A 23738-nucleotide genomic window follows, 5' to 3' on the forward strand; every position below is an offset into this window, starting at 1 on the left:
GCGCTGACACCGAGGTCCTGCCCGGCATCCACACCCGGCTGCAATGCCGGGGCCTACGGCCCGAGCAGCACCTGGTCGACGGTGGCTACACCTCCCTGGTCCACCTCGAACAGGCCGAACGTGAACACCAGATCACCGTGGTCGGACCTCTTCCAGGCAACCCCACCCACCAACACCGCCAGGGTGAGGGTTTCGCCCGCGACGACTTTCGCATCGACTTCGACCGCCAGGAAGTCACCTGCCCGCAGGGCCAGGTCAGCAAGGGCTGGCACGGCCCTTATCCGACATCCTCGCCCACCGCCGCCCCGTTGATCGTGGCCCGCTTCACCAAGAGCCAGTGCCAACCCTGCCCGGTCCGAGCCAAGTGCACCACCTCCCGCGACGGTGCGCGCAACGTGGGCTTTCCTCCGCAAGAACTACACGAACTGCAGCTGCGCAACCGCGCGGAGCAGCGAGAACCGGACTGGCACAAGCGCTACGCGGTGCGTTCCGGCATCGAGGGCACCATCTGCGAGTTCGCCCACGGCCATGGCATGCGCCGCTGCCGCTACCGCGGGCAAGCCAAGGCCCACCTGCAACACGTGCTCACCGCCATCGCCGTCAACGTCGAACGCCTCAGCCGGCGCCCTCCTGGAGAAAGCGCGCCCCCACGACCGCCGACAGCCTTCCAGAACTACCTCGATCAGCAAGGCATCCCGCGCTTGCATTCCTGGCGAGCTGCCAGCTGACCCGACAGCGAACAAGATCCCCGACAGAGTCAAGCTTAGTCGGCGTAGGTGGGAGCTGCCGCTTCGTAGGACCGGCACGCAGCGGCTGGAGATAGCGGCGGACGGAGCGGGTGCTGCCGCGGTGGCCCTGAGCAGCGATCTCGGCGTGCAGCTGGCGCCGTCGTGTATCCCCCGCTTCCACCATTCCTGCAGGTAGAAGGCGAATCGCTCTATCTGCCGGAAAGACTGGCGGGGACCGGCGTAGGCCTGATCGGCAGTGGCGGAGCTCGCGCACGGTCTTGTCCGACAGCCCTGGATCTTGCAGATCTCGGTGTGGGTCTTGCCCTGGGCGAGCAGGCCGTGGACGGCGGCATGCTGTTCCCCCGGTGCATACCGCTGGCTGGCCAAAGTAGCCGAGTGGGTACGTGCTGGCCCTCGCTGGTGCAACCCGCGCCGATCCGCAAGCTGCGGGATCGAACCCGGTATGGGCGCTCGCTGATCGAGGACCATACCCCGGAGATGCAGCGGGTCGAGAAGCCGTTGGAGGACGCCCAGGTGAAGCTGTCGTCGGTGATCAGCGACATATTTGGGGTGTCCGGCCAGCAGATGCCGCAGGCCTTGGTCGACGGTCAGCGTGATCCCAGGGTGCTGGCTGCGGCAAGATCCCTTTGCTAGTGGAGGCACTGCGCGGGTTCTTCACTGAACCCCAGGCCGTGCTGCTGCGCCTCATGCTGGCCAACATCGACCGGCTCAGCGAGCATGCCGCTCTGCTAGACGCCGAGATCGAGCATGCGATGGCCCCTTTCTCGGTTCAGGCGGCCCAGCCCGATGAGATCACCGGAGTAGGGCAGGTCGCCGCCCAAGAGCTGATCGCCAAGATCGGCGCGGAGATCAGCTGCTTCCCCATCACCACCCATCTGGCGTCCTGGGCCAAGTTCTGCCCGCAGGCGCATGAGTCGGCGAGTCGAAAGAAGGGCAACCGCCGGCTGGCCAGCTCATTAGGCCGAATCGTCTTCTCCTTCGGCAAGAGCGCCACCTTCCTCGGAGAGCGTTATCGAAGTATCGCCCGCCACAGCGGCAAGCCCAAGTCCCTCGTCGCCGCCGGAAACTCGGTGCTCACCGTCATTTGCCAGCTGCTGTCCGACTCTCAGGCCCACGTCCATGACCTGGGCGCCGACTACAACGACAGCCGCACCAACAAGGACCGTCGCGCCCGCAGGCTGGCCGGCCAGCTCCAGCCCCGACCGGCCAGAAGATCATCATCCGCAACGGCGAGGCCGTCCTCATCGAACCCAAAAGCAGCCTGACCACCACAACAGTCCTGCCGATCCTCACTACTGATCACAGTCGGGATTCGCTGCCGCCTGCCCAGCAAGGCTTGATTTCCGGTCAGCTCTAGCGCGCCACGGAATCTGATAGAAGAACGCAATCGGGGTGAGCGGAGGCCTCCGCACGAGCCGGCTGCCACAGCCATCACGACTTCACGGACATCGCGCGCCGAGTCGCATCCTGTCTCGCGAGAACCGCCCCTGGGCAGCCCTCCCTGGCCCCATGACGGCCGTGCGCGTTCGGCTGCGGTGTTCTCGGCCGCCCTACGCCCGAGAGACAGCGCACAGAACCGCTCCTCACCATCAGACACAGAGCCTCGCACGGCATCCTGCCGAAACCCCCAAGCCCGAACCTGAAGATCTCCTGTGAAGATCAGGCAAAATTAGACGGGCCAGCCATCAATCTGGTTCCTGTGATCTGAGTCACGTTTCGCCGACTACAGGCGGTTGCGGGCCGCTAACGGCACTTCCGCCCCGACAGCAACAACCCGTCCACACCCTGCGAAAACGTAACTTCCCGATCACGCGCCGCGAACACTTCTGACAGATAACAGAAAGGTCACGACGGCAAGCGCGGTTTCCCGAATGCCCAAACCGGGTTCCACCTGCGGAGATCGTCGCGCTATGTTCCTTGCCATCCCTTTACTGACGCATGGGACGCATGTTGCGACCCACGACAGAGCAAGGAGCAGTTCCCTTGAAGCGCATCCTCATCCCCGCCGGTGGCGCCATCCTGGCTACCGGTCTCCTGGCCGCCGGCCTCGCCGGCGGCGCTCAGGCCGACACCGACGTCGCCAAGGACAACATGGCGGCGAGCGCGGCCAACGCCAAGGCCATCGCCGACTTCTGGGCGGAGAACAACGGTGCTGCCCTCAAGGCCGCCACCGAGTCCAACGTCTGGGACAAGGCTGACGTCGCCAAGCTGCAGAGCAAGGGCGGCTACAGCTCGGACACCAAGCCGGGCTCGACCGCTCCGACCGGCGAAGAGAAGAAGACCACCGCCAAGGCGCAGAACGTCAACATGCCGAAGACCATCGGCAAGGTGTTCTTCATCAACAGCAAGGGCGAGAAGAAGTGGTGCTCCGCCACTTCGATCCAGTCCAAGTACCGCAACCTGGTCGCCACGGCCGGTCACTGCGTGTACGACACGGGCGCCAACACGGACGTCATGGGCAAGTGGGTCTTCGTGCCCGGCTACTACCAGGGCAAGTCCCCGTGGGGCATCTACGTCGGTAAGACGGCGTACACCCACTACGACTTCGACGTGTACGAGGACTACGACCGCGACTACGCGTTCGTGACCGTGTACAACGGCGTGTCGGTCACCGCCGGCAAGGTGGACAAGAAGCAGGTCCTCAAGTCCGAGTTCGACAAGTACGAGGGCAAGAAGGACGTCCAGTCCACCGAGCTGAAGGACATCCCCGGCGGCAAGACCGCCGAGCAGCAGTACAAGGAGGGGCTGGACAAGTACGGCCCCAACGGCGGCTTCCGCGCGGAGACCAAGACGACCGAGGAGGCTTCGGGCGGCAACTTCACGGACGCCGTTCCGACCGTCGACAAGGTCGAGGTCACCGAGGGTCAGTGGAACGCGGCTCCGGCCGCCGACAGCGACCCGAAGAAGTGGAAGAACGGTGACAAGGGTGCGGTGAAGAACACGCCCCTCACCGAGGCTCAGTACAAGAAGCTGCTCGACGAGAAGGCGGCCGGCAAGGTCCCGGGCAAGGTCTGGAAGGACAACCTCGGCGACTACTGGCACACCCAGTACTACGTCGTCCAGTGGTTCAAGGTCTCCAAGACGACCAAGTACTACCACGACTCCTTCTTCATCTACACGGGCGGCGACGTCACGGTGAAGGACGCGGGTCGCCTGGGCGACAACGTGGGCGGCCAGGGCTTCGCCTGGAACCAGCCCACCGGCAAGGCCGTGCGCGTGTTCGGCTACCCGGCCGCTCCTCACCCTGACGGCAACAAGAACTACACCGGCGTGACTCCGAAGTGGTGCTACGGCAACACGACGAAGAAGCTGGTCGGTTCGGCCGCCAAGAAGATCGAGGAGCACGTGGCCCTCAAGTGCGCCATGACCGAGGGCGCCGACGGTGGTCCGTGGCTGTACAAGTACAGCAACGCCAAGCGTCTGGGCTACGTCAACGGCGTCACGAGCACCTTCAACGACCAGGACAGCAACGGGCGCGTGGACTACATCTCCTCGCCGTACTTCGACGGTGAGACCAACACGGTCTACAAGTCCGCCGCTGCCGCCTGGTCCGGCAAGGTCGTCTAAGGAGTAACGCTCAGCGACCGGTATTGAACCGATCGTGTAGCGATGGTCAGAGAAGGGCCCGGCATCCCGCCGGGCCCTTCTGCTTTTCCGGCGACCATCCGGTGAACGTCCTACGAATGTGAAGGCGTTTGGACGCACGGCGCGCTCAGACGGTGCCATCAACTTGATGTGATCTGCGTCACATTGCCGCGCCGGAGCGGATCAAGGGACCACCGGGGCCTCGCGAGCCACACTGACAACTTCCTTATGTTGATCAGGGCAAACGGTCACAAGGCGAGCTTTGCTCAGCTCCCGCGCATCCACTTCTTAAACATCACAGAACGATCACACCCGGCTTGTCGCATCTTTTCCGACCAAAGCGGCTTCCTGTTTTCAAGATCGACACTGTATGTTCCTGGCTATCCCTTTACTGACGCATGGGACGCAAGAGGCGTTCCACGACAGCGCAAGGAGTTACCTGTGAAGCGCATCCTCCTCCCGGCCGGTGGCGCCATTCTGGCCACTGGTCTTCTGGCTGCCGGCCTGGCCGGCACTGCCCAGGCCGACGACACCGTTGCGACTGACCCGCTGGCCAAGACCGCGGCGCAGGCCGCCGAGGTCGTGGACTTCTGGACCAAGTCCAACAACGCAGCGCTCCGTGGCGCTGTGGCCTTCAACCCCGACGCCCTCGAGGTCTCCAAGATCAAGAGTGGGGGTGGGTATAGCGCGGACACCAAGCCGGGCTCGACCCAGCCCATCGGCGAGGAGAAGAAGACCACCGTCAAGGTTCAGAACGTGAACCTGCCGAAGACCATCGGCAAGGTTTTCTTCGAGGGCCGCGACGGCAAGCTCTACTGGTGCTCCGGCACCTCGATCCAGTCGCAGTACCGCAACCTGGTCGCCACGGCCGGTCACTGCGTGTACGACATCGCGGCGAACGACGAGGTCGTCTCCCGCTGGGTGTTCGTCCCCGGTTACTACCAGGGCAAGACCCCGTGGGGCATCTACGTGGGTAAGCAGGCCTTCACCCACTACGACTTCGACGTGTACGAGGACTTCGACCGCGACTACGCGTTCGTCACTGTCTACAACGGCATTGGCGCCAACGTCAGCCGCGTCGAGGGCAAGCAGGTCCTCAAGTCCGAGTACGACGCGTACGAGGGCAAGAAGGAAGTCAAGAGCGTCGAGCTCAAGGACATCCCCGGTGGCAAGACCGCCGAGCAGCAGTACAAGGAGGGGCTGGACAAGTACGGCCCCAACGGCGGGTTCCGCGCTGAGGGCTTCACCACCAAGGAGCCGGCTGGCGGCAACTTCGAGGACTCCGTGCCCACCACGGACGAGGTTGAGGTCACCGAGCTGCAGTGGAACAGCGCTCCGGCCGCGAACCAGAACCCGAGCCTGTGGAAGAACGGCGACAAGGGTGCCATCAAGGACACTCCGCTGACCGAGGCTCAGTACAAGCAGCTGCTCGACGACAAGGCCGCCGGCAAGGTCAAGGGCAAGGTGTTCAAGGACGACCTGGGCGACTACTGGCTGCGCCAGTACTACGTCATCCAGTGGTTCAAGGTCTCCAGCGGCACCAAGTACTTCCACGACAGCTTCTTCATCTTCACCGGTGGGGACCTGTCGCTGGTCGACAAGGGCCGTCTCGGCGACAACGTCGGTGGCCAGGGCTTCGCGTGGAACCAGCCGTCCGGCAAGTACGTCCGGACGTTCGGTTACCCGTACGGCCCGCACCTGGACGGCAACAAGCCGTTCACCGGTGTCACGCCGAAGTGGTGCTACGGCAAGACCTCCAAGAACGCTCTGCTCATCCCGAGCAAGAAGGTCGAGGAGCAGCAGTCGCTGAAGTGCACCGTGACCGCCGGCTACGACGGTGGCCCGTGGCTGTACAAGTACAGCAACGCCAAGCGTCTCGGCTACGTCAACGGTGTCACCAGCCTCATCGCTGACACCGACGACAACAAGCGCTACGACACGATCACCTCGGCCTACTTCGACGGCGAGACCGCCACGATCTACAAGGCCGCTGCGGCCGTGTGGTCCGGCAAGCTCGTCAAGTAAGTATCGCCGCGATCCGAACAACGACTTCGGTCAGCGTTCAGTAGCAACACCAAAGGGCTCGGCATCCGCCGGGCCCTTTGGCCTTTATGCCGATAAATCTGGTCACTCCCCTTACCGGAGTGACACAAGGGTCGATAGGGTCTTTACACCCCTTTTGACAAACCGTGGAGCCTCCGTTGAAGCGCCTGCTCATCCCCCTCGCCGTCGCCGGCCTGAGCGCCGCCGCCCTTGCCGCCCCCGCCCAGGCAGAACCCCAATGGGCGACCGACAACCTCGCACCCAAGCCCGCGGACGCGTACGGCATCGCCGACTTCTGGCTCGACGCCAACGGCGCGTCCCTGCGGAAGGCCACCCAGTACCGCCTGGACGCCAAGGACGTGCCCAGGCTCGTCTCCTCGCAGAGCCAGAGCGCCCCTGACGGCAAGCCTGGTATGACGGGGCTGACCACCCCGAAGGCCGCGGTCTCCAAGAACGTCAACCTGCCCAAGACCATCGGCAAGGTGTTCTTCGTCGACAGCAAGAACCAGCTCCGCTGGTGCTCGGCCTCCTCCATCCAGTCCCGCAACCGCAACCTGGTCGCCACCGCCGGCCACTGCGTGTACGAGACCAAGGCCGACGTCTACAAGAACTGGATCTTCGTCCCGGGCTACTACCAGGGCAAGGCTCCTTGGGGCGTCTACGTGGGCGCGTACGCCTTCACCGCGTACGACCTCGACACCTACGACGACTACGACGGTGACTACGCCTTCGTGGCCGTCCACAACGGCTTCTCGCTCGGCTCCAACGGTGAGGCCAAGCAGGTCCTGAAGTCCGAGTTCGACAAGTTCATGGGCAAGAAGGACATCAAGTCCACCGAGCTCAAGGACATTCCGGGCGGCAAGACGGCGGAGCAGCAGTACAAGGAGGGGCTGGACAAGTACGGCCCCAACAGCGGCTTCCGCGCCGAGGGCTTCACCACCAAGGACCCCGCCGGCGGCAACTTCCAGGACTCCGTCCCGACCAACAACGAGGTCGAGGTCACGGAGCTGCAGTGGAACGCGGCCCCCGCGGCGGACGAGAACCCGGCCAAGTGGCGCAACGGTGACAAGGGCGCTGTCAAGGACACCCCGCTCACCGAGGCCCAGTACAAGCAGCTCCTTGACGACAAGGCCGCCGGCAAGGTCAAGGGCAAGGTCTACAAGGACGACCTCGGCGACTACTGGCTGCGCCAGTACTACGTCATCCAGTGGTTCAAGGTGACCTCGGGCACCAAGTACTTCCACGACTCGTACTTCATCTTCCCGGCCGCCGGCAAGGCGAAGGACGTGGGCCGTCTCGGCGACGTCGTGGGCGGTCAGGGCTTCGCGTGGAACCAGAAGATGGGCCAGCAGGTCACGGTCTTCGGTTACCCCGGTGCCCCGCACCCCGACGGCGACCGGCCGTTCACCGGCGTCACGCCGAAGTGGTGCGCGGGCAAGACCGCGACGAAGCAGTATCAGGTCAACACCTTCAGGGTCGAGACCCACCAGGTGCTCAAGTGCTCCATGACCGGCGGCGCCGACGGCGGTCCCTGGCTCATGAAGTACGACAACAACAAGCGCACCGGCTACGTCAACGGCGTGACGAGCCTGTTCGCCGACCAGGACAAGAACGACCGGATCGACTTCATCAGCTCGGCGTACTTCGACGGCGAGGTGGCCGACGTCTACAACAAGGCCAACTTCGCGGCGACCAAGTCGATCGTCGGCCCGAACGGCGAGATGCTGAAGTAACCCCCCAACGTCAGAACGGCCCGGGTCATGAGGAACCCGGGCCGTTCTGACGTTCACACGGCCGTGAGCTCGCGCGTACGCTCGCGCAGCGCCATCACCGGCCGCTCGTTCTTGTACGGCTCCAGCCGCCGCCGCAGATCAGCCGCATAAGACCGCGACCGAGCCGACTGCAGCTCACTGGCCAGCGTCAGCGCGCCGGCCGCGGCCGAGCACGCCTCCTCCAGCTCACCGCACTGCAGCAGCCCCGCCGCCAGCAGAGACAGGTTGAACATGCGCCCCCGCACGTACCGGGAGTCCATGTCGAGCGAGCGCCGCGCCTGACGCACGACCCGCTCCCCCTCTCCCAGATCACGGAAACAGTGGGCGAATTTAGCGGACAGGTAAGCCTCGTCGAAGTAGCTGAGCCACTTGGGCTCCTCGGCGGGCTTGCGGGCATCGAAGGCGCACTCGGCGTCGTGCAGGGCGGCGCCGCAGGAGCGGGCGTCACCCAGGCCGGCGTGCGCGTGGGCCTCCAGGACGTGCGCGGAGGCCAGGAGCGTCTTGACCCCGGCCGTGCGGGCCGCCATCTGCGCGGCCCTGGCCAGGTCGAGGGCGTGGGCCGGCTGGCCCATGTAGATGGCCTGGTGCGCCATGCCGGCCAGGATCTCGCCGCCCAGGGTCTGGTCGTCGGCTCCCCTGGCCAGGCGCAGGGCCTGGATCAGGTAGCGCTGGGCCAGGCCGTGCTGCTCCATGTCGTAGGCCATCCAGCCCGCCAGCCGGGTCAGCTCGGCGGCCGCGGCGGCCAGTTGCCGACCGGTGGACTCGCCGTACGAGCCGTCCTTGAGCAGGGGGGAGACGGCGGTGTCGAGGTATTTGACCACGGACGAGCGGACGCGTCCGCTGCCGAACCTGTTGTCGAGCTCACCGAACGATCGGGTGACCTCGTGAATCGCGGCGACGTCGGCGCGGCCCACGCGCCGCGTCCCACTGCCGCTCGTGCGCCCCTCGGAGGGGGACGTCAGCCAGCGTATGGCTCCTACCGAACCCGCTCCTATCGCGAACGTCGAGTCGATCAGGAACCTCCGTCTCTCCACATCGGCCCGCCACAGCGCCGTCACGGTCGCGACCCCCTCCTGCCACGTGTGCGTGAACTCCTGTCCGAGATCGAGGGGTGTGATGACGGCCGGCATGCCCAGGTCCTCCGAGGTGACCTGCCTGCCCAGCCGCAGCGCGAAGATCTCGGTGAGCAGGCAGGGCACGGGATCGCGCGGCCGCTGACCCCCGATCCAGCGCAGGACGGAACTGTGGTCGTACTTGAGGCCTGGGGTGCCGCGTGCGGCTCCCAGATCGTTGAGGCGCCTGGCCAATCCCTTGTGGGAAAAACCCGCCTCCGCGATGAGCTGCTGCAGCAGTCGATTAGGCTCGCGTTCCATCGCTCTCCTCGTCACAGGAGTCGGCGCCCACATCCTTACAGAGAGCTACTGTTATAGCACCTTGCGTAAAGGATTTATGGCAGTTCCCAAAGGTCACTCCAACTCCCATCCACACCCTCCGCGGCCCGCGCGCGGCCGGACCGGCGGCCTGCTCCTGGACGGGGACATCACCTACCCACGGAAGGGCCGAGTAACCGGAAAGCCCTTCTGAGCTGGTGCGGGGCGGCAAAAAGGCGATGCGGGGGCCGAAAGCCCCCGCATCCTCACAACCACCCTCAGGCCAGGCGCGCCACGCCGTCAGCGCGCGCCTGAGCGGCCACCGCGGCCGTCACGGCGGGCGCGACGCGCTCGTCGAACGGGCTCGGGATGACGTAGGTGGCCGACAGGTCGTCGCCGACGACGCCCGCGAGCGCGTTGGCCGCGGCCACCTTCATGTTCTCGGTGATCGTGGTGGCCCGCACGTCGAGCGCGCCCCTGAACACCCCGGGGAAGGCCAGCACGTTGTTGATCTGGTTGGGGAAGTCGGAGCGCCCCGTGGCGACGACCCTGGCGTGCTTGGCGGCCACGTCGGGGTGCACCTCGGGGGTCGGGTTGGACAGCGCGAACACGATGGCGTCGGGCGCCATGGTGGCGATGGCCTGCTCGGTGACGGTCGAGCCGGACAGCCCGAGGAACACGTCGGCGCCCGCCAGGGCCTCCTCCGTCGAGCCGGTGTGGCCCGCGCGGTTGGTGTCGCGGGCGAGGGCCTGCTTGATCGGGTTGAGGTCCTCTCTGCCCTCGTAGATCATGCCCTTGGAGTCGGAGACCGCGATGTCGCCGATGCCCGCCTCGAGGAGGATGCGGGTGACGGCGACGCCGGAGGCGCCCGCGCCGGCCACCACGACCCGCAGGTCGCCGAGGGCGCGGCCGGTCAGCCGGGCGGCGTTCTGGAGGGCGGCCAGCGCCACGATCGCGGTGCCGTGCTGGTCGTCGTGGAAGACGGGGATGTCGAGCAGGTCGCGTAGCCGGTCTTCGATCTCGAAGCAGCGGGGGGCGCTGATGTCCTCGAGGTTGATGCCGCCGAACGACGGCGCGAGGCGCACCACGGTCTCGACGAGGGCGTCGACGTCGGTGCAGTCGAGGCAGATGGGGACGGCGTCGACGTTCGCGAACTCCTTGAACAGCAGCGCCTTGCCCTCCATGACGGGCATGGCGGCCGAGGGGCCGATGTCGCCCAGGCCGAGCACGGCCGTGCCGTCGGAGACGACGGCGACCACCCGGGAGACCCAGGTGTAGTCGTTGACCAGGGCGGGGGTCTCGGCGATCGCGGTGCAGACGCGGGCGACGCCGGGGGTGTAGGCGAGGGAGAGGTCGTCCGCGTCGCGGACGGGAACGGTGGAGCGAACCTCGAGCTTGCCTCCGCGGTGGAGCGCGAAGGCCGGATCGAGGTCGAGTGATTCGACGGAAGCAGAAGCGGGCGTGGCAGCCACAGCGACCCCTGTAGTCATCGGAAGCGGAAGTACCTTCGGCGGACGAGCGCGAGCGGGCTGGCTTCGGTAGCTGCCAAAGTCCCCCTCATCGAGCGTCTCAGAGGGGTACGGGGGTCACCCGTTCCCCCATAGTGCCACATGGTGAGATGGGGTTCGGTGTCGGAGCCGACGCCGTTCTGTTGACGCATTGTTAAATGGCGGATGACGGACCGCAGCAAAACCCCATTTAAACTGCACAAAACGCAAGTTTCGTGGCATTTCACATCGAGGAGGCCGTACATGGCCCTCAGCCCCAAGAGCCGCCGTGGCTACGCCGTCGGCGCGCTCGTCTTGACCACTGCCCTCGCGCTGACCGCGTGCGGCAGCGGCACCGGCACGGGCTCCGGCACCACCAGTGCGAGCGCCTCCGCGGCCGGAGGCGTCAAGCTGGTGCAGCCAGGCAAGCTCACGGTCTGCACGAACATCCCTTACGAGCCGTTCCAGTTCAAGGACGGCAGCGGCAAGGTCGTCGGGTTCGACGTGGACATCGTCGACCTCGCCGCCAAGAAGCTGGGCGTGACCCAGAACATCGTGGACATCGACTTCGCGGTGATCAAGAGTGGCGCCGCCATGGCCGCGGGCAAGTGCGACGTCGCGGCCGCCGGCATGACGATCACGCCTGACCGCCAGAAGAACATCGACTTCTCCGACCCCTACTTCGACGCCACGCAGGCGCTGCTGGCCAAGAAGGGCACGGGGGCCAAGTCGCTCGAGGACGTCAAGGCCAAGGGCCTCAAGTTGGGCGCCCAGGCCAGCACGACCGGCCTCGACTACGTCAAGAAGAACGGCTTCGACCCCACCGAGTACGCCGACTCCGCCAAGGAGCTGCTGGCCCTCCAAGCCGGCCAGGCCGACGTGATCGTCCAGGACCTGCCCGTCGTGCTCACCTGGCTCAAGAAGCCCGACGTAGCCGAGAAGTTCGAGCTGGTCGCCAGCCTCGAGACCGGCGAGCAGTACGGCATCGGCCTCAAGAAGGGCGCCGACCCGACACTGCTCAAGACGATCAACGAAGAGATCGCCAAGGCCAAGGAAGACGGCACCTACGAGAAGATCTACGTGAAGTGGTTCGGCAAGAAGCCCGGCGAGCTGGGCTGATCCATGGCCGACCAGCCGAAGACGGCTGAGCCTGGGCGCGCCAGGCTCAGCCCTCGGAAAAAGCAGCAGATCAGCCGGGGCATCCAGTACGTCGTCCTGGCCGCCGCGCTCGTCGGCGTCGTACTGTACGCCGACTGGGGCAGCCTCGCCCAGAACTTCGCCAAGCCCGACGTGGCACGCGAGGCTCTGCCCGACTTGTTCACCATCGCACTGCGGAACACGATCATCTACGCGGTCGGCGGGTTCATCTTCGCGTTCGTGCTGGGTCTGGTGCTGGCGCTCATGCGGCTCTCGCAGGTCCTGCCGTACCGGTGGATCGCGATCGTGTACATCGAGATCTTCCGCGGCCTGCCCGCGTTGCTGATCTTCCTGATGATCACGTTCCTGCCGCTGGCGCTGCCCGGCTTCGAGGTGCCCGGTGGCACCTACGGGCAGGGCATCCTCGGGCTCGGCCTGGTCGGCGCGGCCTACCAGGCCGAGGTCTTCCGCGCGGGCCTGCAGGCCGTGCCCAAGGGACAGACCGAGGCCGCGAGGTCGCTCGGCATGTCGGCCACCCGCGCCCAGGTGACCGTGGTGATCCCGCAGGCCATCCGCATGGTCATCCCGCCGACCACGAACCAGTTCGTGGCGCTGCTCAAGGACTCGTCGCTGGTGCTGTTCCTCGGCGTCTCCGGCGAGTACGTCGAGCTGGCCAAGTTCGGCAACGACCTGGCCTCCCAGTTCGCCAACGCCACGCCCATCATGGTCGCCGGCGTGACGTACCTGATCGTCACCATTCCGCTGGGCTACCTCGCGTCCCGGCTGGAGGGACGTAAGGGGAGGAACCGATGACACACGCCATCGAGCTTCAGGACCTGCACAAATACTTCGGCAAGAACGAGGTGCTCAAGGGCATCGACATGACCGTCGAGCCCGGCCAGGTGGTCTGCGTCATCGGCCCCTCGGGCTCGGGCAAGTCCACGCTGCTGCGCTGCGTGAACCTGCTCGAGCAGCCCACCCGGGGCAAGGTGTTCGTGCAGGGGTTCGAGGTGACCGACCCCGACGTGGACATCGACGCCGTCAGGCGGCGCATCGGCATGGTCTTCCAGCAGTTCAACCTGTTCCCGCACATGACCGCGCTGCAGAACGTGATGATCGCCCAGCAGCGGGTGCTCAAGCGCGGCAAGAAGGAGGCTGAGGTCGCTGCCAGGGAGAACCTGGACAAGGTGGGCGTCGCCGCCAAGTGCGACTCCCTGCCCGCCCAGCTCTCGGGCGGGCAGCAGCAGCGGGTGGCCATCGCGAGGGCGCTGGCCATGAACCCGGACCTGATGCTGTTCGACGAGCCCACCTCGGCGCTCGACCCCGAGCTGGTCGGCGACGTGCTCACCGTCATGCGCAAGCTGGCCGAGGAGGGGATGACCATGCTCGTGGTCACCCACGAGATGGGCTTCGCGCGCGAGGTGGCCGACCGGGTGGTGTTCATGGACGGCGGCGTGATCGTCGAGGACGGCGTCCCGGCGCAGGTGATCGGCGACCCGCAGCAGGAGCGCACCCGCGCGTTCCTGCACCGGGTGCTGCACCCAGAGGGGTGAACCCAGCGGGATGACCACGACGGCGGGGGCGCCGGGTTTCGCTCAGCGGCCCCGCCGTCTGGTGTAATACACCGGGATGGACCTCACCTCTTACGCCGAGTGGGCGGTGCGGCTGGCCAACGACCCCGACCCGCCGCCCGAGCTCAGGCGGCTGCGCGACGAGCTGGCCGCCGTCTTCGACGCGGCCGGCGACGACGGCGCCGACCACCGGGCCGTGGCCGGCCTCCTGAACGCTCTGCTGGTGCGCTATCCCGTACGCCCCCAGCTCTCCGACCACGACGGCAACCCCTGGCACCTCCACCTCGCCGAGGACTCCGCCGCCAGCGCCGTGATGGGCCTGGCCGCGCTCGTCGCCGAGCTGGGCCCGGACCGGCTCGGCCGGTGCAAGGACCCGCGCTGCGGCAAGGCGTTCCTGGACACCTCCTCCAACCGCTCCCGCCGCTACTGCTCGGCCCGCTGCGCCAGCCGCGCGAACGTGGCCGCCTTCAGGGCCCGCCGCAAGAACGGCCCCTGACGGCCCGCCGCGAGGGCGACGCCTAACCGCGCCCTCGGCGCGCCCGCCAGAGCCGGCGCGCCGCGCGGGCCCGGCGTACTCGCGGCACCAGCGGCCAGTAGCGCAGCACGACCCGGCCGACGATGTCGTGGACGGGGCCGAAGTCCCAGCTGTCGCGCCGGCCGCTCGCCCGCTGGTTGTCGCTCTCCAGCCACCAGCCGTCCTGCCCGTGCCACTGTGCCCGCTTGACGATGAGCCGATCGGGATCGCCGGGCAGCCGGGCCACGACGAGGTCGCCCGGGTGGACGGTGGCGCCCCGGCGTACGAGGAGCCAGTCGCCGGGAACCAGCGCGGGACGCATCGAATCGCCCTCGACACGCACTCTCATGGGCTATGACCCCCTACTCCGGCGACGATCCGACACGAGTAAGGTCGGTTGTGGACCAAGCTGATTCAGCATCCAGGAAGGACTTTCTGATGCTCGCACGACTGCTACGACCCAAGCATGTCGCTTCCGCTCACTGCGACCTGCCCTGTGGGGTCTACGACCCCGCTCAGGCCCGGATCGAGGCCGAGTCGGTCAAGGCGATCATGGAGAAGTACGCGGCCAACGAGGACGCCGTCTTCCGCGCCCGCGCGCTGACGATCAAGGAGGACCGCGCCGAGCTGGTCAAGCACCACCTGTGGGTGCTGTGGACCGACTACTTCAAGCCGCCGCACCTCGAGCAGTACCCTCAGCTTCACCAGCTCTTCTGGGACGCCACGAAGCTCGCCGGCGCCGCGGGCGCCAAGGGCACCGTCGACGTCGCCAAGGCAGAAGACCTGCTGGGCAAGATCGACGAAATCTCCAAGATCTTCTGGGAGACCAAGGCCGCCTAAAACGGCACATAAGGCTCTGTGCGGTCCCAACCGTGCAGAGCCTTTTCCGTTGATGGCGAGTCTGAATAGTCCAAGCACCTCTCCGGGGCGGTAAGTTGCAGTCAGCGTCGGAAACGCGAGGAGGAACGTGACCGAGGAAACCGAGACGCGCGCAGAGGGCGTGGCCGGCATCCGCGACGTGGTGAGCATCAGACTCCCCGCCGCGAGTGCCTACCTGTCCGTGCTGCGAACGGCCACCGCCGGCCTGGCGGCGCGGCTCGACTTCACCCTGGACGAGATCGAGGATCTGCGGATCGCGGTCGACGAGGCCTGCGCCATGCTGCTGAGCGAGGCGGTGCCGGGCACCGATCTGACCGCCGAGTTCGAGCTGACGGGGCAGGAGATGCAGGTCAGGGTCGAGGTGGCGACGGTTGGCAGCTCCGCGCCCAAGCGTGACGACTTCGCCTGGATGGTGCTGACCGCCCTGGCGGACGACGTCGACGCGGTGACAGACTCCCCCGATCGCATGGCGATCGTCCTGCGTAAGCGCCGAGGCGCAGCGAGGCCGGCGTGACGGAAAGGACTGGAGCCATGGCCACCAGCGAACACGCCGTGCCCGACAGGGTGCGCGCTCGCATGCTCTTCGCCGAGCTGGCCGAGCTGGGTCCCGAAGAGCCGCGCCGCCAGCGCATCAGGGACGAGCTGGTCGAGCTTCACCTTCCCCTGGTCGAATACCTGGCCCGCCGCTTCCGTAACAGGGGCGAGTGGCTCGACGACCTCACGCAGGTGGCCACGATCGGCCTGATCAAGTCGATCGACCGGTTCGACCTCAACCGCGGCGTGGAGTTCTCCACCTACGCGACGCCCACCATCGTCGGCGAGATCAAGCGTCACTTCCGCGACAAAGGCTGGGCGGTCCGCGTGCCGCGCCGCCTGCAGGAGCTGAAGCTCTCGCTGACCAAGGCGATCAGCGATCTGTCGCAGCGCGAGGGCCGCGCCCCGACCGTCTCCGAGCTGGCCACCTACCTGAAGATGACCGAGGAGGAGGTGCTCGAGGGCCTCGAGTCGGCCAACGCCTACTCGACCGTGTCGCTCGACGCTCCCGACTCCGGCGACGACGACGCCCCCGCGGTGTCCGACTCGCTCGGCATCGTGGACGAGTCGCTCGAGGGCGTCGAATATCGCGAGTCCCTCAAGCCTCTTCTCGAGCGGCTGCCGCCGCGCGAGAAGCGCATCCTGCTGCTGCGTTTCTTCGGCAACATGACGCAGTCGCAGATCGCCACCGAGCTGGGCATCTCGCAGATGCACGTCTCGCGGTTGCTGGCCCGCACGCTCGCCCAGCTACGCGAGGGCCTGACCGCGGACGACTGACCGGCGGCTAACCGTCGCCGTAGAGAGCATGGGTGGTGGGGGGCGCCAGCAGTGTGGCGAGCCCCGTCAGGGCGACCACGATCAGCGGAATCCCGAGCTGCGCCTGATCCGACTGGATGAGCGTGCCGCCCACGGGCAGCAGGAAGATCTGGGCCAGCACCGCCGGCGACCTCCCCCACCGCTCCATCTTGAACAACCCGCCCCAGGCCACCCAGAGCAGGCCCGCGCCGATCAGCAGCCCGAAGACCGACTCCGCCACGGCGGTCGTCATGTTGCCGGGCGCTCCCGTCAGCGTCTCCACCGCGACGTAGACGCCGAGCCCGGACGCGACCAGCCCCTCCAGGGCGACGACCGTGGCGGCGATGAGGAGGGTGTGCGGGCGAGAATTCACGTCCGTACCCTACCTCTCGAGCCAGGCGCCCCAAGAAACAGGACGTTCGGCCGATAAGCCGGACAAGGCCACCGGCTACGCTGGCGCTATGCGCGCAATGCTGCTGGTCAATCCCAAGGCCACCACCACGAACGCCCGCACGCGTGACGTGCTGATCCGCGCGCTCGGCGCGGCCGTGGAGCTCGCCGTCGAAGAGACGGGCTACCGGGGCCACGCCGCCTCGCTGGCCGCCACCGCCCGCTCGAAGGGCTACGACGTGGTCGCGGTGCTCGGCGGCGACGGGACGATCAACGAGACCGTCAACGGCCTGCTGAACCCGGTCAACGGCGAAGCCGTCCCACCTCTCGACGACCCGAGCTCCGGCCGGCCCGCGCTCATCGTCATCCCCGGCGGCAGCGCGAACGTCTTCGCCCGCGCGCTGGGGCTGCCGAACGACCCGGTGGAGTCCACGGGCGTGGTGCTGGAGGCGCTCCGGGACGACCGCCGCAGGACCGTGGGTTTGGGGCAGGCCCTCTGGGAGGGTCAGAGCCGCTATTTCACGTTCTGCTCGGGGATGGGATACGACGCCGAGGTTGTACGGGCCGTAGAGGGCCTCAGGGGCACCGGGAGGAAAGCTACCCCGGCACGGTATGTGAACACGGCTCTACGGCACTATCTGGCCACGGACAAGCGGCATCCAGCGATCACCCTGACCGGTCCCGGCATCCTCCGCGCCAGGGGCCTGTTCATGGCGATCATCTCCAACACCTCGCCGTGGACGTACGTGGGCACCCGGCCGGTCCAGCCGACCCCGTGGGCCAGCTTCGAGACGGGGCTCGACCTGCTCGGGCTACGACGCATGGGGCTGGTCTCGATGGCGCCGGTGATCCGACATATCCTTACGGAGAGTGACGCTCTTCCGGCCGGCCGGCACCTCGTGCAGCTCCACGACGAGCCCGAATTCACGCTCACCGCGGAGCGCCCAGTGGCCTTTCAACTGGACGGCGACTACCTGGGCGAACGCGAAACCGTAACATTCCGGTCTACACCGAACGCGTTACAAGTTCTGGTCTAGCTGGTTACATTCGGTCATTGTGTGACGCATCCGACATCCATAACCGCCAAAACTTCCCGTCAACCCTCTTGCGTGCACTCTCCGTGGCTGAGAGGCTCATGGATGTCGGAACGTAGGACCTTTAACAACCCCAAGGTCCTCTGGCGATCAGCGAGCAGCCCCGATCCTCACCGGATCCGGGGAGTCGTTCGCGCGAGTTAGTGAAACTCTTCACAAAGTAGTGGCCGCGCGGAGCCGACGAGAGGCTCCATCTACTAAGGAGTGGACGCATGGACTGGCGCCACCGAGCTGCCTGCCGTGACGTGGACCCCGAGCTGTTCTTCCCGATCGGCAACACTGGCCCGGCTCTCATGCAGATCGAAGAGGCCAAGCAGGTCTGCCGATCCTGCCCGATGGTCGACGCCTGCCTGAAGTGGGCCCTGGAGTCCGGCCAGGACGCCGGCGTCTGGGGCGGTCTCAGTGAGGACGAGCGCCGCGCTCTCAAGCGCCGCAGTGCTCGCGCCCGCGCCCGAGCCACCGCTTGACCACACCCCCTCATACCGCCCGAACCACTCGACCGGCGCTGTCCGCCGGAGGGAGCGGGATCGACAGCACGACCTCCGTGCCGCCCTCCAACCGCGGCTCAATGGTGAGCCGGCCGGACAGCTCCCCCTCCACCAGCGTCCGCACGATCTGCAGGCCCAGACTGGTGGAACTGTCGAGGTCGAAGCCGGCGGGAAGCCCGAGGCCGTCGTCCCAGACGGTCACGTTCAGCCGCTCCGCCTCGGGCTCGACCACCACCTGAAGCCGCTTGGGCCGCCCATGCTGCAACGCGTTCTGCAACAGCTCGGTCAGTGCCATGGCCACCGGAGTGGCGATGAGCGAGGGCAGCACGCCGAACGCCCCCACCCGGCGCGGCGTCACGCCCACCTCGGGCGACGACACCTCCCCTGCCATCGCGATCACGCGGTCGGCGATCTGGTCGAAGTCCACGAACTCCTCGGGCGCGTGAGACAGCGTCTCGTGCACGATCGCGATCGACCCCACCCGGCGTACCGCCTCCTCCAGAGCCTCCCGCCCCTCGGGCACCTGCAGCCGTCTGGCTTGCAGCCTGAGCAGCGCGGCCACGGTCTGCAGGTTGTTCTTGACCCGGTGGTGGATCTCGCGGATCGTGGCGTCCTTGGTCATCAGCTCGCGCTCACGCCGGCGCAGCTCGGTCACGTCCCTGATGAGCACGAGCGCGCCGATCCGGCCGCCGCCGACGATCAGCGGGATGGCCCTGAGCTGCACGATCGTGCCACCCGACTCGACCTCGGTCTCCTTGGCCGCGCGCCCGCTGGCCACGATCATGAGGTCTTCGTTGATCGGCTCGTCGGAGTAGCACAACGTCGCCGTGACCCGACCCAGCTCGGCGCCCACCAGATCGGCGTGCAGGCCGAGCCGCCGGTAGGCGGACAGGGCGTTCGGGGAGGCGTACGTGACGCGCCCCGCCCGGTCGAGCCTGAGCAGGCCGTCGCCGACGCGCGGCGAGCGCACCAGGATCGGCTCCTCGCCCGAGAACGGGAAACGTCCCTCGGCCACCATCTGCGCCAGGTCGGAGGCGCTCTGGAGGTAGGTCAGCTCCAGGCGGGAGGGTGTGCGGGCGGAGGACAGGTTCGTGGAGCGCTGGATGACCGCCAGGAAGCGGCCCTCGCCCCCGTTGACCGCGCGGCGCACGGGGATCGTCTCCTCGCGCACCGGGACGCCGGTGGACCAGTCGGGGTCGCCCTCGCGGCAGATGCGGCGCTCGTTCCACGCGGTGTCGATGAGCTGGCGCTCGCCCCTGGCGGCGACGCTGCCGACGATGTCGTCGTGGTAGACGGTCGGGCCGGTCGTGGGGCGCATCTGGGCGATCGCGATCCAGCCGTTCTCGCCCAGCAGCGGCGCCCACAGGATGAGATCGGCGAAGGACAGGTCGGCCAGCAGTTGCCAGTCGGAGACCAGCGAGTGCAGCCAGTCGAGATCGGCCTCGTCGAGGGCTGTGTGGCGGGCTACGAGGTCGCTGAGAGTCGGCACGAGTGCATCATGCGTGCTTTCCCCCGCCACATCCAAACCGACCCCCTGACGCGATGGCCACGTTTGACCACGGAAGGGGCACGTGGGGCCGCACACCCGCCCACTCGCACAGTGAAGGCGGATAAGGCATTGTTCACCAACTGGACTTGTCTTGAAATCTCATATTGTGAGAACCATCACACTGCCGAAGTCGCTCGGACCCCTGGACGGGACTGTGCGCGGCACGCCGGAGGTGATCTACACGTGCGGGTGGTTCTCGCGCGACACGGCCGGAGGACGGGCCTCGGTTGCCATCGCGGATGCTGCTGTGGATATCCTTCACCATCAACCTGAGCTGCCCGGATCCCCGTGCGCCCGAAACCTGGCGCGCCCGGATCCGGTCGGCCGTCCCAGCCCGCGGTTGACCACTCGGGCCGATATGAGTTCCGATGATCTCGCGGTGATCAGACACGCCCTCACCGCCGTGGCAGAAGTGAAGGTGAGAGCGTGACAGACGACGGTCCCCGCGTTCCCAAGTACTACGACGTGAAACGGAGCCTGCTCGAGCTCACCAAGAGCCTGCCGGCGGGCACGGCGCTGCCACCCGAGCGCACGCTGGCCGTCCGGTTCGAGACCTCGCGCACCACGGTCAGGCAGGCGCTGACCGAGTTGGTGGTGGAGGGGCGGCTGCTGCGCATCCAGGGCAAGGGCACGTTCGTCGCGCAGCCCAAGGTCGCACAGGTGCTGCAGCTCACCTCGTACATCGGGGATCTGCGGACCGCCGGGCTGGAGCCGGACACCAAGATCCTGGAGATCGGCTACATCACCGCCGACGAGGCCCTCGCCCGCCGCCTGGCCATCAACCCCGGCGGGCGCGTGCTGCGCATCCACCGGCTCAGGCTGGCCAACGGCGAGCCGGTCTCGATAGACACCACCCACCTGTCCGCCCGCCGCTTCCCTCGGCTGCGCAGGGAGCTCGAGGTGCACGCCTCGCTGTACGAGACACTGCACAACGCCTACAACGTGCGCCTGACGGACGCCGAGGAGATCATCGAGACCGTCCTCGCCACCCCCTACGACGCCAAGGCTCTCGGCGTCGACGTCGGCCTGCCGATGCTCCTGCTCACCCGCCACGCCTTCGACGCCGACGGCAACCCCGTCGAGTGGGCGCAGTCGCTCTACCGCGGCGACCGGTACAAGTTCGTCACCCGCTTGCGCCGTCCCTGACCGTTTGCTTATGAATCGCGCTCCGGCCGACCGCCGGAGGCGCGCTGTGGCAAGGTGGGGTCACCTACCGGCTCCGGTGTGACAGTGGGGAGCGGCACCATGTCGCTGATGCCTCTCGGGACGGGGCCGCTCGTGCCCACCCTGTCCGGGATCGATCCCAGCCTGATGGACGCCTTGATCGTCGCCATGGGCCACGCCCACGCGACGCTGGGCGAGCAGTCCGAGGCGATCCGCGACCAACTCGGCCGCGTCGACATGAGCACGTCCACGCTGTCCACGGTCAAGCGGATCGAGGACTGGGCGGGCGAGCAGCTCGCGCGGCTGCGGGTGCGCGACGAGCGGATCCGCGGGCGCGTGCCGGGCTGGGGGTCCGGGGTCGTGGCGTACGACGGGGGCGAGGTGCCGTACGCGTCGTCCGAGGAGTCCCGCGAGCAGGGCGCGGCCCTGGCGGACCTCCACCGCCACTACGCCGGCGAGAGCGACGACGAGGGCCTCAGGGCCCGCCACCGCGACCTGCTCGACCGGCTGCTCGCCCGCCAGGACGACGCCGACCTCGCCGCCGCCTTCTTCGCCGGGCTCGGCGCGGAGCGCACCGCCGCGCTGCCCGGGGACGTCGAACGGCTCTACGACGCGCCCGGCTCACCGTCCATCCCCGCCGACGGGGGCGTCCCGGCGAAGGAGCAGGCGCTCGCCCGGCTCGCCACGACGTTCGCCGCCGCCACGACCGCCGCCCGGCGTACGCCCCGCTTCGACAAGGTCATGGACGAGCTGGCCCGCGGCGGCGACGACGCGAACAGGGACGGGCTGTCGTGGCTCGTCAGCACCGGCCGCTTCCCCACCGAGTGGCTCACCGCCGTCGTACGCGCCAATGTGGTGCTGCCCATGCTGAGCGGCACCCTGCGGCCCGCGGACCTCACGAACGGCACCACGGCGCGCTTCCTCGCCGCGCTCGCGGCCAACCCGGCGGCGGCCCGCGCCGCGGTGGCCGGCCTCGTCCGCGACCGGCCGGCCCAGCCGCCCGCCTCACCGCCCGTCCCGAGCCCGACGGTCGAGGGCGTGCTGACGGCGATGAGCACGTACGCGGCCGGCGACCGCCGCACCGGCGACGCGTTCGGCCGCATGCTGGCCGCCGCCTCCGGCGTCTACGAGGAGAAGGACGGCGCCCACTCCCCCGACGCGGCCAGGTTCGCCTTCCACGTCATCATGGCGGTCCCGTCGTTCGACCTTCACGACGGCATGCGGCGGCACCTGGCCGAGATCGGCGGCTCGTACGTGACGGAGCTCGCGGCGCGGGCGGAGCCGCACGAGGAGAGCCGGTTCGGCGCCTTCGACGACGACCTCCAGGGCACGACCCCGGCCTTCCGGCTGACCGTCGAGGACGGCGACCGGTTCCTGCGGACGTTCGCCGGCACGAACGAGCACGCGGAGCCCTTCGAGCGCGGCATGGCCCGGCTCACCCGGCGGCTCCTCGCCCGCGGCGAACACCCCCTCGCCGCCCTGGACAGCCCCCACCGAAATCGCCCGGACAGGTGACCCCCATGACGGACGGACTCGTCGACAACCCCCGCCACCAGGCTCTGCGGCAGGCCCTGGCCGATGTCCGCCGGCAGGTGGCCCGGCTTGAGGCGGCGCTCGACGAGCCGTACCGGCTGTTCACCGGGGCGGCCGTGTGGGCCGGGCCCGGCGCCAGGCGGTTCGGTGAGGAGCTGAGCCACCAGCGGCAGTCGCTCAAGAGGCAGGCGCGCAGGGTCGTCGACGAGCTGGAGGAGGAGCTGCGCCGCACCCCGAGCATGGTGTCCCCCACCGTCGCCTGGGGCGAGGCCCGCCGCTTCGGGCGGCTCTGACCTCCTACGCTGGAAGCATGAGCGTCCTCGTCGTCACAGGCACCGCCGCCGGAGTGGGCAAGACCGTGGTGGCGGCGGCGGTGACCGCGCTCGCGCTGGGGCGCGGATGGCCGGCGGCCGTGGTCAAGCTCGCCCAGACGGGGCTGGCGGCCGGGGCGGACGGCGACGTGGACCGGGTGATCCGGCTGTCCGGGGCCGCCACGACGTTCGAGCTGGCCCGCTTCCCCGACCGCCTCTCCCCCGCGGCCGCCGCCCGGACCTCCGGGATGCCGCCCGTGTCGCTGTCGGGGGCCGCCGGGCTGGTACGGGAGCTGGCCGAGAGCAACCGGCTGGTGGTCGTGGAGGGCACCGGCGGGCTGCTCGAGCGCTACGACGAGGACGGCGCCACCGTGGCCGGCCTCGCCCGCGCCCTGCGGGCACAGGTGCTGGTCGTGGTCCGCGCCGGCGGCGACACGGTCAACCACACCGCGCTCACCCTGGAGGCCCTGGCGAACCGCGGGCTCGACCTGGCGGGGCTCGTCATCGGCCGCTGGCCGGAGCCGCCGGGCCCGGCCGAGCGCGGCAGCGTGGCGGACCTGGAGATGCTGGCGGCGCGCCCGCTGGCGGGGGCGCTCCCCGAAGGGGCGGGAGACCTCGATCCGAAGGCGTTCGCGGAGGTGGCCCGCAGGGGGCTGAGCGCCACCCTGGGCGGCGTCTTCGACCCCGCCGAGTTCCGGCAGCGGGCATGAGCCCACGGAGCCGGCCTCGCGACGGCGGCAAAGGTGGGGCTAGCACCACCATGCACCGGCACA

Annotated in this window: 24 protein-coding genes; 19 read left to right on the plus strand and 5 right to left on the minus strand. The window is 68.1% G+C overall.

The annotated features are described in order from the left end of the window. From AB0I15_RS59450 to AB0I15_RS59475, 6 genes are all read left to right on the plus strand, one after another. On the plus strand, window positions 1-728 hold a 728-nt coding region (locus AB0I15_RS59450; RefSeq protein ID WP_358118038.1), incomplete at its 5' end, for a transposase. 162 nt (window positions 729-890) lie between these two features. After that, on the plus strand, window positions 891-1382 hold the full coding sequence (locus tag AB0I15_RS59455; RefSeq protein WP_358118040.1) for a hypothetical protein: 492 nt from the start codon (window positions 891-893) through the stop codon (window positions 1380-1382). After that, window positions 1382-2014, plus strand: a complete 633-nt coding sequence (locus tag AB0I15_RS59460) for a transposase (RefSeq protein WP_358118043.1) — start codon at window positions 1382-1384, stop codon at window positions 2012-2014. Before AB0I15_RS59455 ends, AB0I15_RS59460 begins: the two co-directional genes overlap by 1 nt. 718 nt (window positions 2015-2732) lie before the next feature. Continuing rightward, a complete protein-coding gene (locus AB0I15_RS59465; protein WP_358118045.1) occupies window positions 2733-4316 on the plus strand; it encodes a hypothetical protein in 1584 nt (527 codons plus the stop codon). 459 nt (window positions 4317-4775) lie between these two features. Next, on the plus strand, window positions 4776-6359 hold the full coding sequence (locus AB0I15_RS59470; protein WP_358118047.1) for a hypothetical protein: 1584 nt from the start codon (window positions 4776-4778) through the stop codon (window positions 6357-6359). A gap of 176 nt (window positions 6360-6535) precedes the next feature. Further along, a complete protein-coding gene (locus AB0I15_RS59475) occupies window positions 6536-8110 on the plus strand; it encodes a hypothetical protein (protein WP_358118050.1) in 1575 nt (524 codons plus the stop codon). A 53-nt stretch (window positions 8111-8163) separates the two neighbouring features. Here AB0I15_RS59475 and AB0I15_RS59480 read toward each other — a convergent pair whose 3' ends face one another. Then, the gene (locus AB0I15_RS59480) at window positions 8164-9522 is read right to left on the minus strand and encodes a hypothetical protein (RefSeq protein WP_358118052.1); all 1359 of its coding nucleotides are present in this window, start codon (window positions 9520-9522) and stop codon (window positions 8164-8166) included. 275 nt (window positions 9523-9797) lie between these two features. Beyond that, window positions 9798-11009, minus strand: coding sequence for an NADP-dependent malic enzyme (locus tag AB0I15_RS59485; RefSeq protein ID WP_358118054.1), 1212 nt, complete (start codon window positions 11007-11009; stop codon window positions 9798-9800). Window positions 11010-11270: 261 nt separating this feature from the next. On the opposite strand from AB0I15_RS59485, the gene AB0I15_RS59490 reads away from it, so the two are divergent. The 4 genes from AB0I15_RS59490 to AB0I15_RS59505 all read left to right on the plus strand — a co-directional run bounded on the left by AB0I15_RS59490 (window position 11271) and on the right by AB0I15_RS59505 (window position 14210). Further along, window positions 11271-12125, plus strand: coding sequence for an ABC transporter substrate-binding protein (locus tag AB0I15_RS59490; protein ID WP_358118057.1), 855 nt, complete (start codon window positions 11271-11273; stop codon window positions 12123-12125). A gap of 3 nt (window positions 12126-12128) precedes the next feature. Next, entirely contained in the window at window positions 12129-12956 is an 828-nt protein-coding gene (locus tag AB0I15_RS59495; protein WP_358118059.1) for an amino acid ABC transporter permease, read from the plus strand. Beyond that, a complete protein-coding gene (locus AB0I15_RS59500) occupies window positions 12953-13696 on the plus strand; it encodes an amino acid ABC transporter ATP-binding protein (RefSeq protein ID WP_358118061.1) in 744 nt (247 codons plus the stop codon). Before AB0I15_RS59495 ends, AB0I15_RS59500 begins: the two co-directional genes overlap by 4 nt. 76 nt (window positions 13697-13772) lie before the next feature. After that, on the plus strand, window positions 13773-14210 hold the full coding sequence (locus AB0I15_RS59505) for a CGNR zinc finger domain-containing protein (protein WP_358118063.1): 438 nt from the start codon (window positions 13773-13775) through the stop codon (window positions 14208-14210). Between the two features lie 22 nt (window positions 14211-14232). On the opposite strand, the gene AB0I15_RS59510 is transcribed toward AB0I15_RS59505, so the two are convergent. Continuing rightward, window positions 14233-14577, minus strand: a complete 345-nt coding sequence (locus tag AB0I15_RS59510; RefSeq protein WP_358118065.1) for a S24 family peptidase — start codon at window positions 14575-14577, stop codon at window positions 14233-14235. Window positions 14578-14666: 89 nt separating this feature from the next. Here AB0I15_RS59510 and sodN point away from each other — a divergent pair, with 89 nt between their 5' ends. The 3 genes from sodN to AB0I15_RS59525 all read left to right on the plus strand — a co-directional run bounded on the left by sodN (window position 14667) and on the right by AB0I15_RS59525 (window position 16418). After that, the gene (gene sodN / locus AB0I15_RS59515; RefSeq protein ID WP_358118067.1) at window positions 14667-15068 is read left to right on the plus strand and encodes a superoxide dismutase, Ni; all 402 of its coding nucleotides are present in this window, start codon (window positions 14667-14669) and stop codon (window positions 15066-15068) included. A gap of 127 nt (window positions 15069-15195) precedes the next feature. Continuing rightward, window positions 15196-15621: an anti-sigma factor gene (locus AB0I15_RS59520; protein ID WP_358118069.1), complete on the plus strand. Its 426-nt coding sequence runs from the start codon at window positions 15196-15198 to the stop codon at window positions 15619-15621. Window positions 15622-15638: 17 nt separating this feature from the next. Beyond that, entirely contained in the window at window positions 15639-16418 is a 780-nt protein-coding gene (locus tag AB0I15_RS59525) for an RNA polymerase sigma factor SigF (RefSeq protein WP_346110346.1), read from the plus strand. Window positions 16419-16425: 7 nt separating this feature from the next. Here the strand turns inward: AB0I15_RS59525 and AB0I15_RS59530 are convergent, their stop codons facing one another. Beyond that, window positions 16426-16809, minus strand: coding sequence for a hypothetical protein (locus AB0I15_RS59530; RefSeq protein WP_358118071.1), 384 nt, complete (start codon window positions 16807-16809; stop codon window positions 16426-16428). A gap of 88 nt (window positions 16810-16897) precedes the next feature. Here AB0I15_RS59530 and AB0I15_RS59535 point away from each other — a divergent pair, with 88 nt between their 5' ends. Both AB0I15_RS59535 and AB0I15_RS59540 read left to right on the plus strand, forming a co-directional pair. Beyond that, the gene (locus AB0I15_RS59535) at window positions 16898-17863 is read left to right on the plus strand and encodes a diacylglycerol kinase family protein (RefSeq protein ID WP_358118072.1); all 966 of its coding nucleotides are present in this window, start codon (window positions 16898-16900) and stop codon (window positions 17861-17863) included. A gap of 269 nt (window positions 17864-18132) precedes the next feature. Next, complete coding sequence (locus tag AB0I15_RS59540; RefSeq protein ID WP_358118074.1) at window positions 18133-18387, plus strand: WhiB family transcriptional regulator; 255 nt, start codon at window positions 18133-18135, stop codon at window positions 18385-18387. A gap of 10 nt (window positions 18388-18397) precedes the next feature. On the opposite strand, the gene AB0I15_RS59545 is transcribed toward AB0I15_RS59540, so the two are convergent. Beyond that, complete coding sequence (locus AB0I15_RS59545; RefSeq protein WP_358118076.1) at window positions 18398-19897, minus strand: histidine kinase N-terminal domain-containing protein; 1500 nt, start codon at window positions 19895-19897, stop codon at window positions 18398-18400. Window positions 19898-20383: 486 nt separating this feature from the next. On the opposite strand from AB0I15_RS59545, the gene AB0I15_RS59550 reads away from it, so the two are divergent. From AB0I15_RS59550 to bioD, 4 genes are all read left to right on the plus strand, one after another. Next, window positions 20384-21103, plus strand: coding sequence for a GntR family transcriptional regulator (locus AB0I15_RS59550; protein WP_090772855.1), 720 nt, complete (start codon window positions 20384-20386; stop codon window positions 21101-21103). A gap of 99 nt (window positions 21104-21202) precedes the next feature. Further along, window positions 21203-22636: a hypothetical protein gene (locus AB0I15_RS59555; RefSeq protein ID WP_358118078.1), complete on the plus strand. Its 1434-nt coding sequence runs from the start codon at window positions 21203-21205 to the stop codon at window positions 22634-22636. A gap of 5 nt (window positions 22637-22641) precedes the next feature. After that, window positions 22642-22947, plus strand: a complete 306-nt coding sequence (locus AB0I15_RS59560; RefSeq protein ID WP_358118080.1) for a hypothetical protein — start codon at window positions 22642-22644, stop codon at window positions 22945-22947. Between the two features lie 17 nt (window positions 22948-22964). Further along, window positions 22965-23675 carry an ATP-dependent dethiobiotin synthetase BioD gene (gene bioD, locus AB0I15_RS59565; RefSeq protein ID WP_358118082.1) on the plus strand — a complete coding sequence of 237 codons (711 nt, stop codon included), beginning with the start codon at window positions 22965-22967 and terminating at the stop codon, window positions 23673-23675. Window positions 23676-23738: the final 63 nt, after the last annotated feature.

Source organism: Nonomuraea sp. NPDC050643, assembly GCF_040654715.1.
In the GTDB taxonomy this organism is placed as follows: Bacteria; Actinomycetota; Actinomycetes; order Streptosporangiales; family Streptosporangiaceae; genus Nonomuraea.

Bases quoted from the DNA above. Each gene is read 5' to 3' on its own strand.
- AB0I15_RS59540 (WP_358118074.1), top strand. From the start codon at position 18,133: ATGGACTGGCGCCACCGAGCTGCCTGCCGTGACGTGGACCCCGAGCTG.
- AB0I15_RS59495 (WP_358118059.1), top strand. From the start codon at position 12,129: ATGGCCGACCAGCCGAAGACGGCTGAGCCTGGGCGCGCCAGGCTCAGC.
- AB0I15_RS59485 (WP_358118054.1), bottom strand. From the start codon at position 11,009: ATGACTACAGGGGTCGCTGTGGCTGCCACGCCCGCTTCTGCTTCCGTC.
- AB0I15_RS59525 (WP_346110346.1), top strand. From the start codon at position 15,639: ATGGCCACCAGCGAACACGCCGTGCCCGACAGGGTGCGCGCTCGCATG.
- sodN (WP_358118067.1), top strand. From the start codon at position 14,667: ATGCTCGCACGACTGCTACGACCCAAGCATGTCGCTTCCGCTCACTGC.
- AB0I15_RS59560 (WP_358118080.1), top strand. From the start codon at position 22,642: ATGACGGACGGACTCGTCGACAACCCCCGCCACCAGGCTCTGCGGCAG.
- AB0I15_RS59500 (WP_358118061.1), top strand. From the start codon at position 12,953: ATGACACACGCCATCGAGCTTCAGGACCTGCACAAATACTTCGGCAAG.
- AB0I15_RS59535 (WP_358118072.1), top strand. From the start codon at position 16,898: ATGCGCGCAATGCTGCTGGTCAATCCCAAGGCCACCACCACGAACGCC.
- bioD (WP_358118082.1), top strand. From the start codon at position 22,965: ATGAGCGTCCTCGTCGTCACAGGCACCGCCGCCGGAGTGGGCAAGACC.
- AB0I15_RS59490 (WP_358118057.1), top strand. From the start codon at position 11,271: ATGGCCCTCAGCCCCAAGAGCCGCCGTGGCTACGCCGTCGGCGCGCTC.
- AB0I15_RS59555 (WP_358118078.1), top strand. From the start codon at position 21,203: ATGTCGCTGATGCCTCTCGGGACGGGGCCGCTCGTGCCCACCCTGTCC.
- AB0I15_RS59510 (WP_358118065.1), bottom strand. From the start codon at position 14,577: ATGAGAGTGCGTGTCGAGGGCGATTCGATGCGTCCCGCGCTGGTTCCC.
- AB0I15_RS59480 (WP_358118052.1), bottom strand. From the start codon at position 9,522: ATGGAACGCGAGCCTAATCGACTGCTGCAGCAGCTCATCGCGGAGGCG.
- AB0I15_RS59505 (WP_358118063.1), top strand. From the start codon at position 13,773: ATGGACCTCACCTCTTACGCCGAGTGGGCGGTGCGGCTGGCCAACGAC.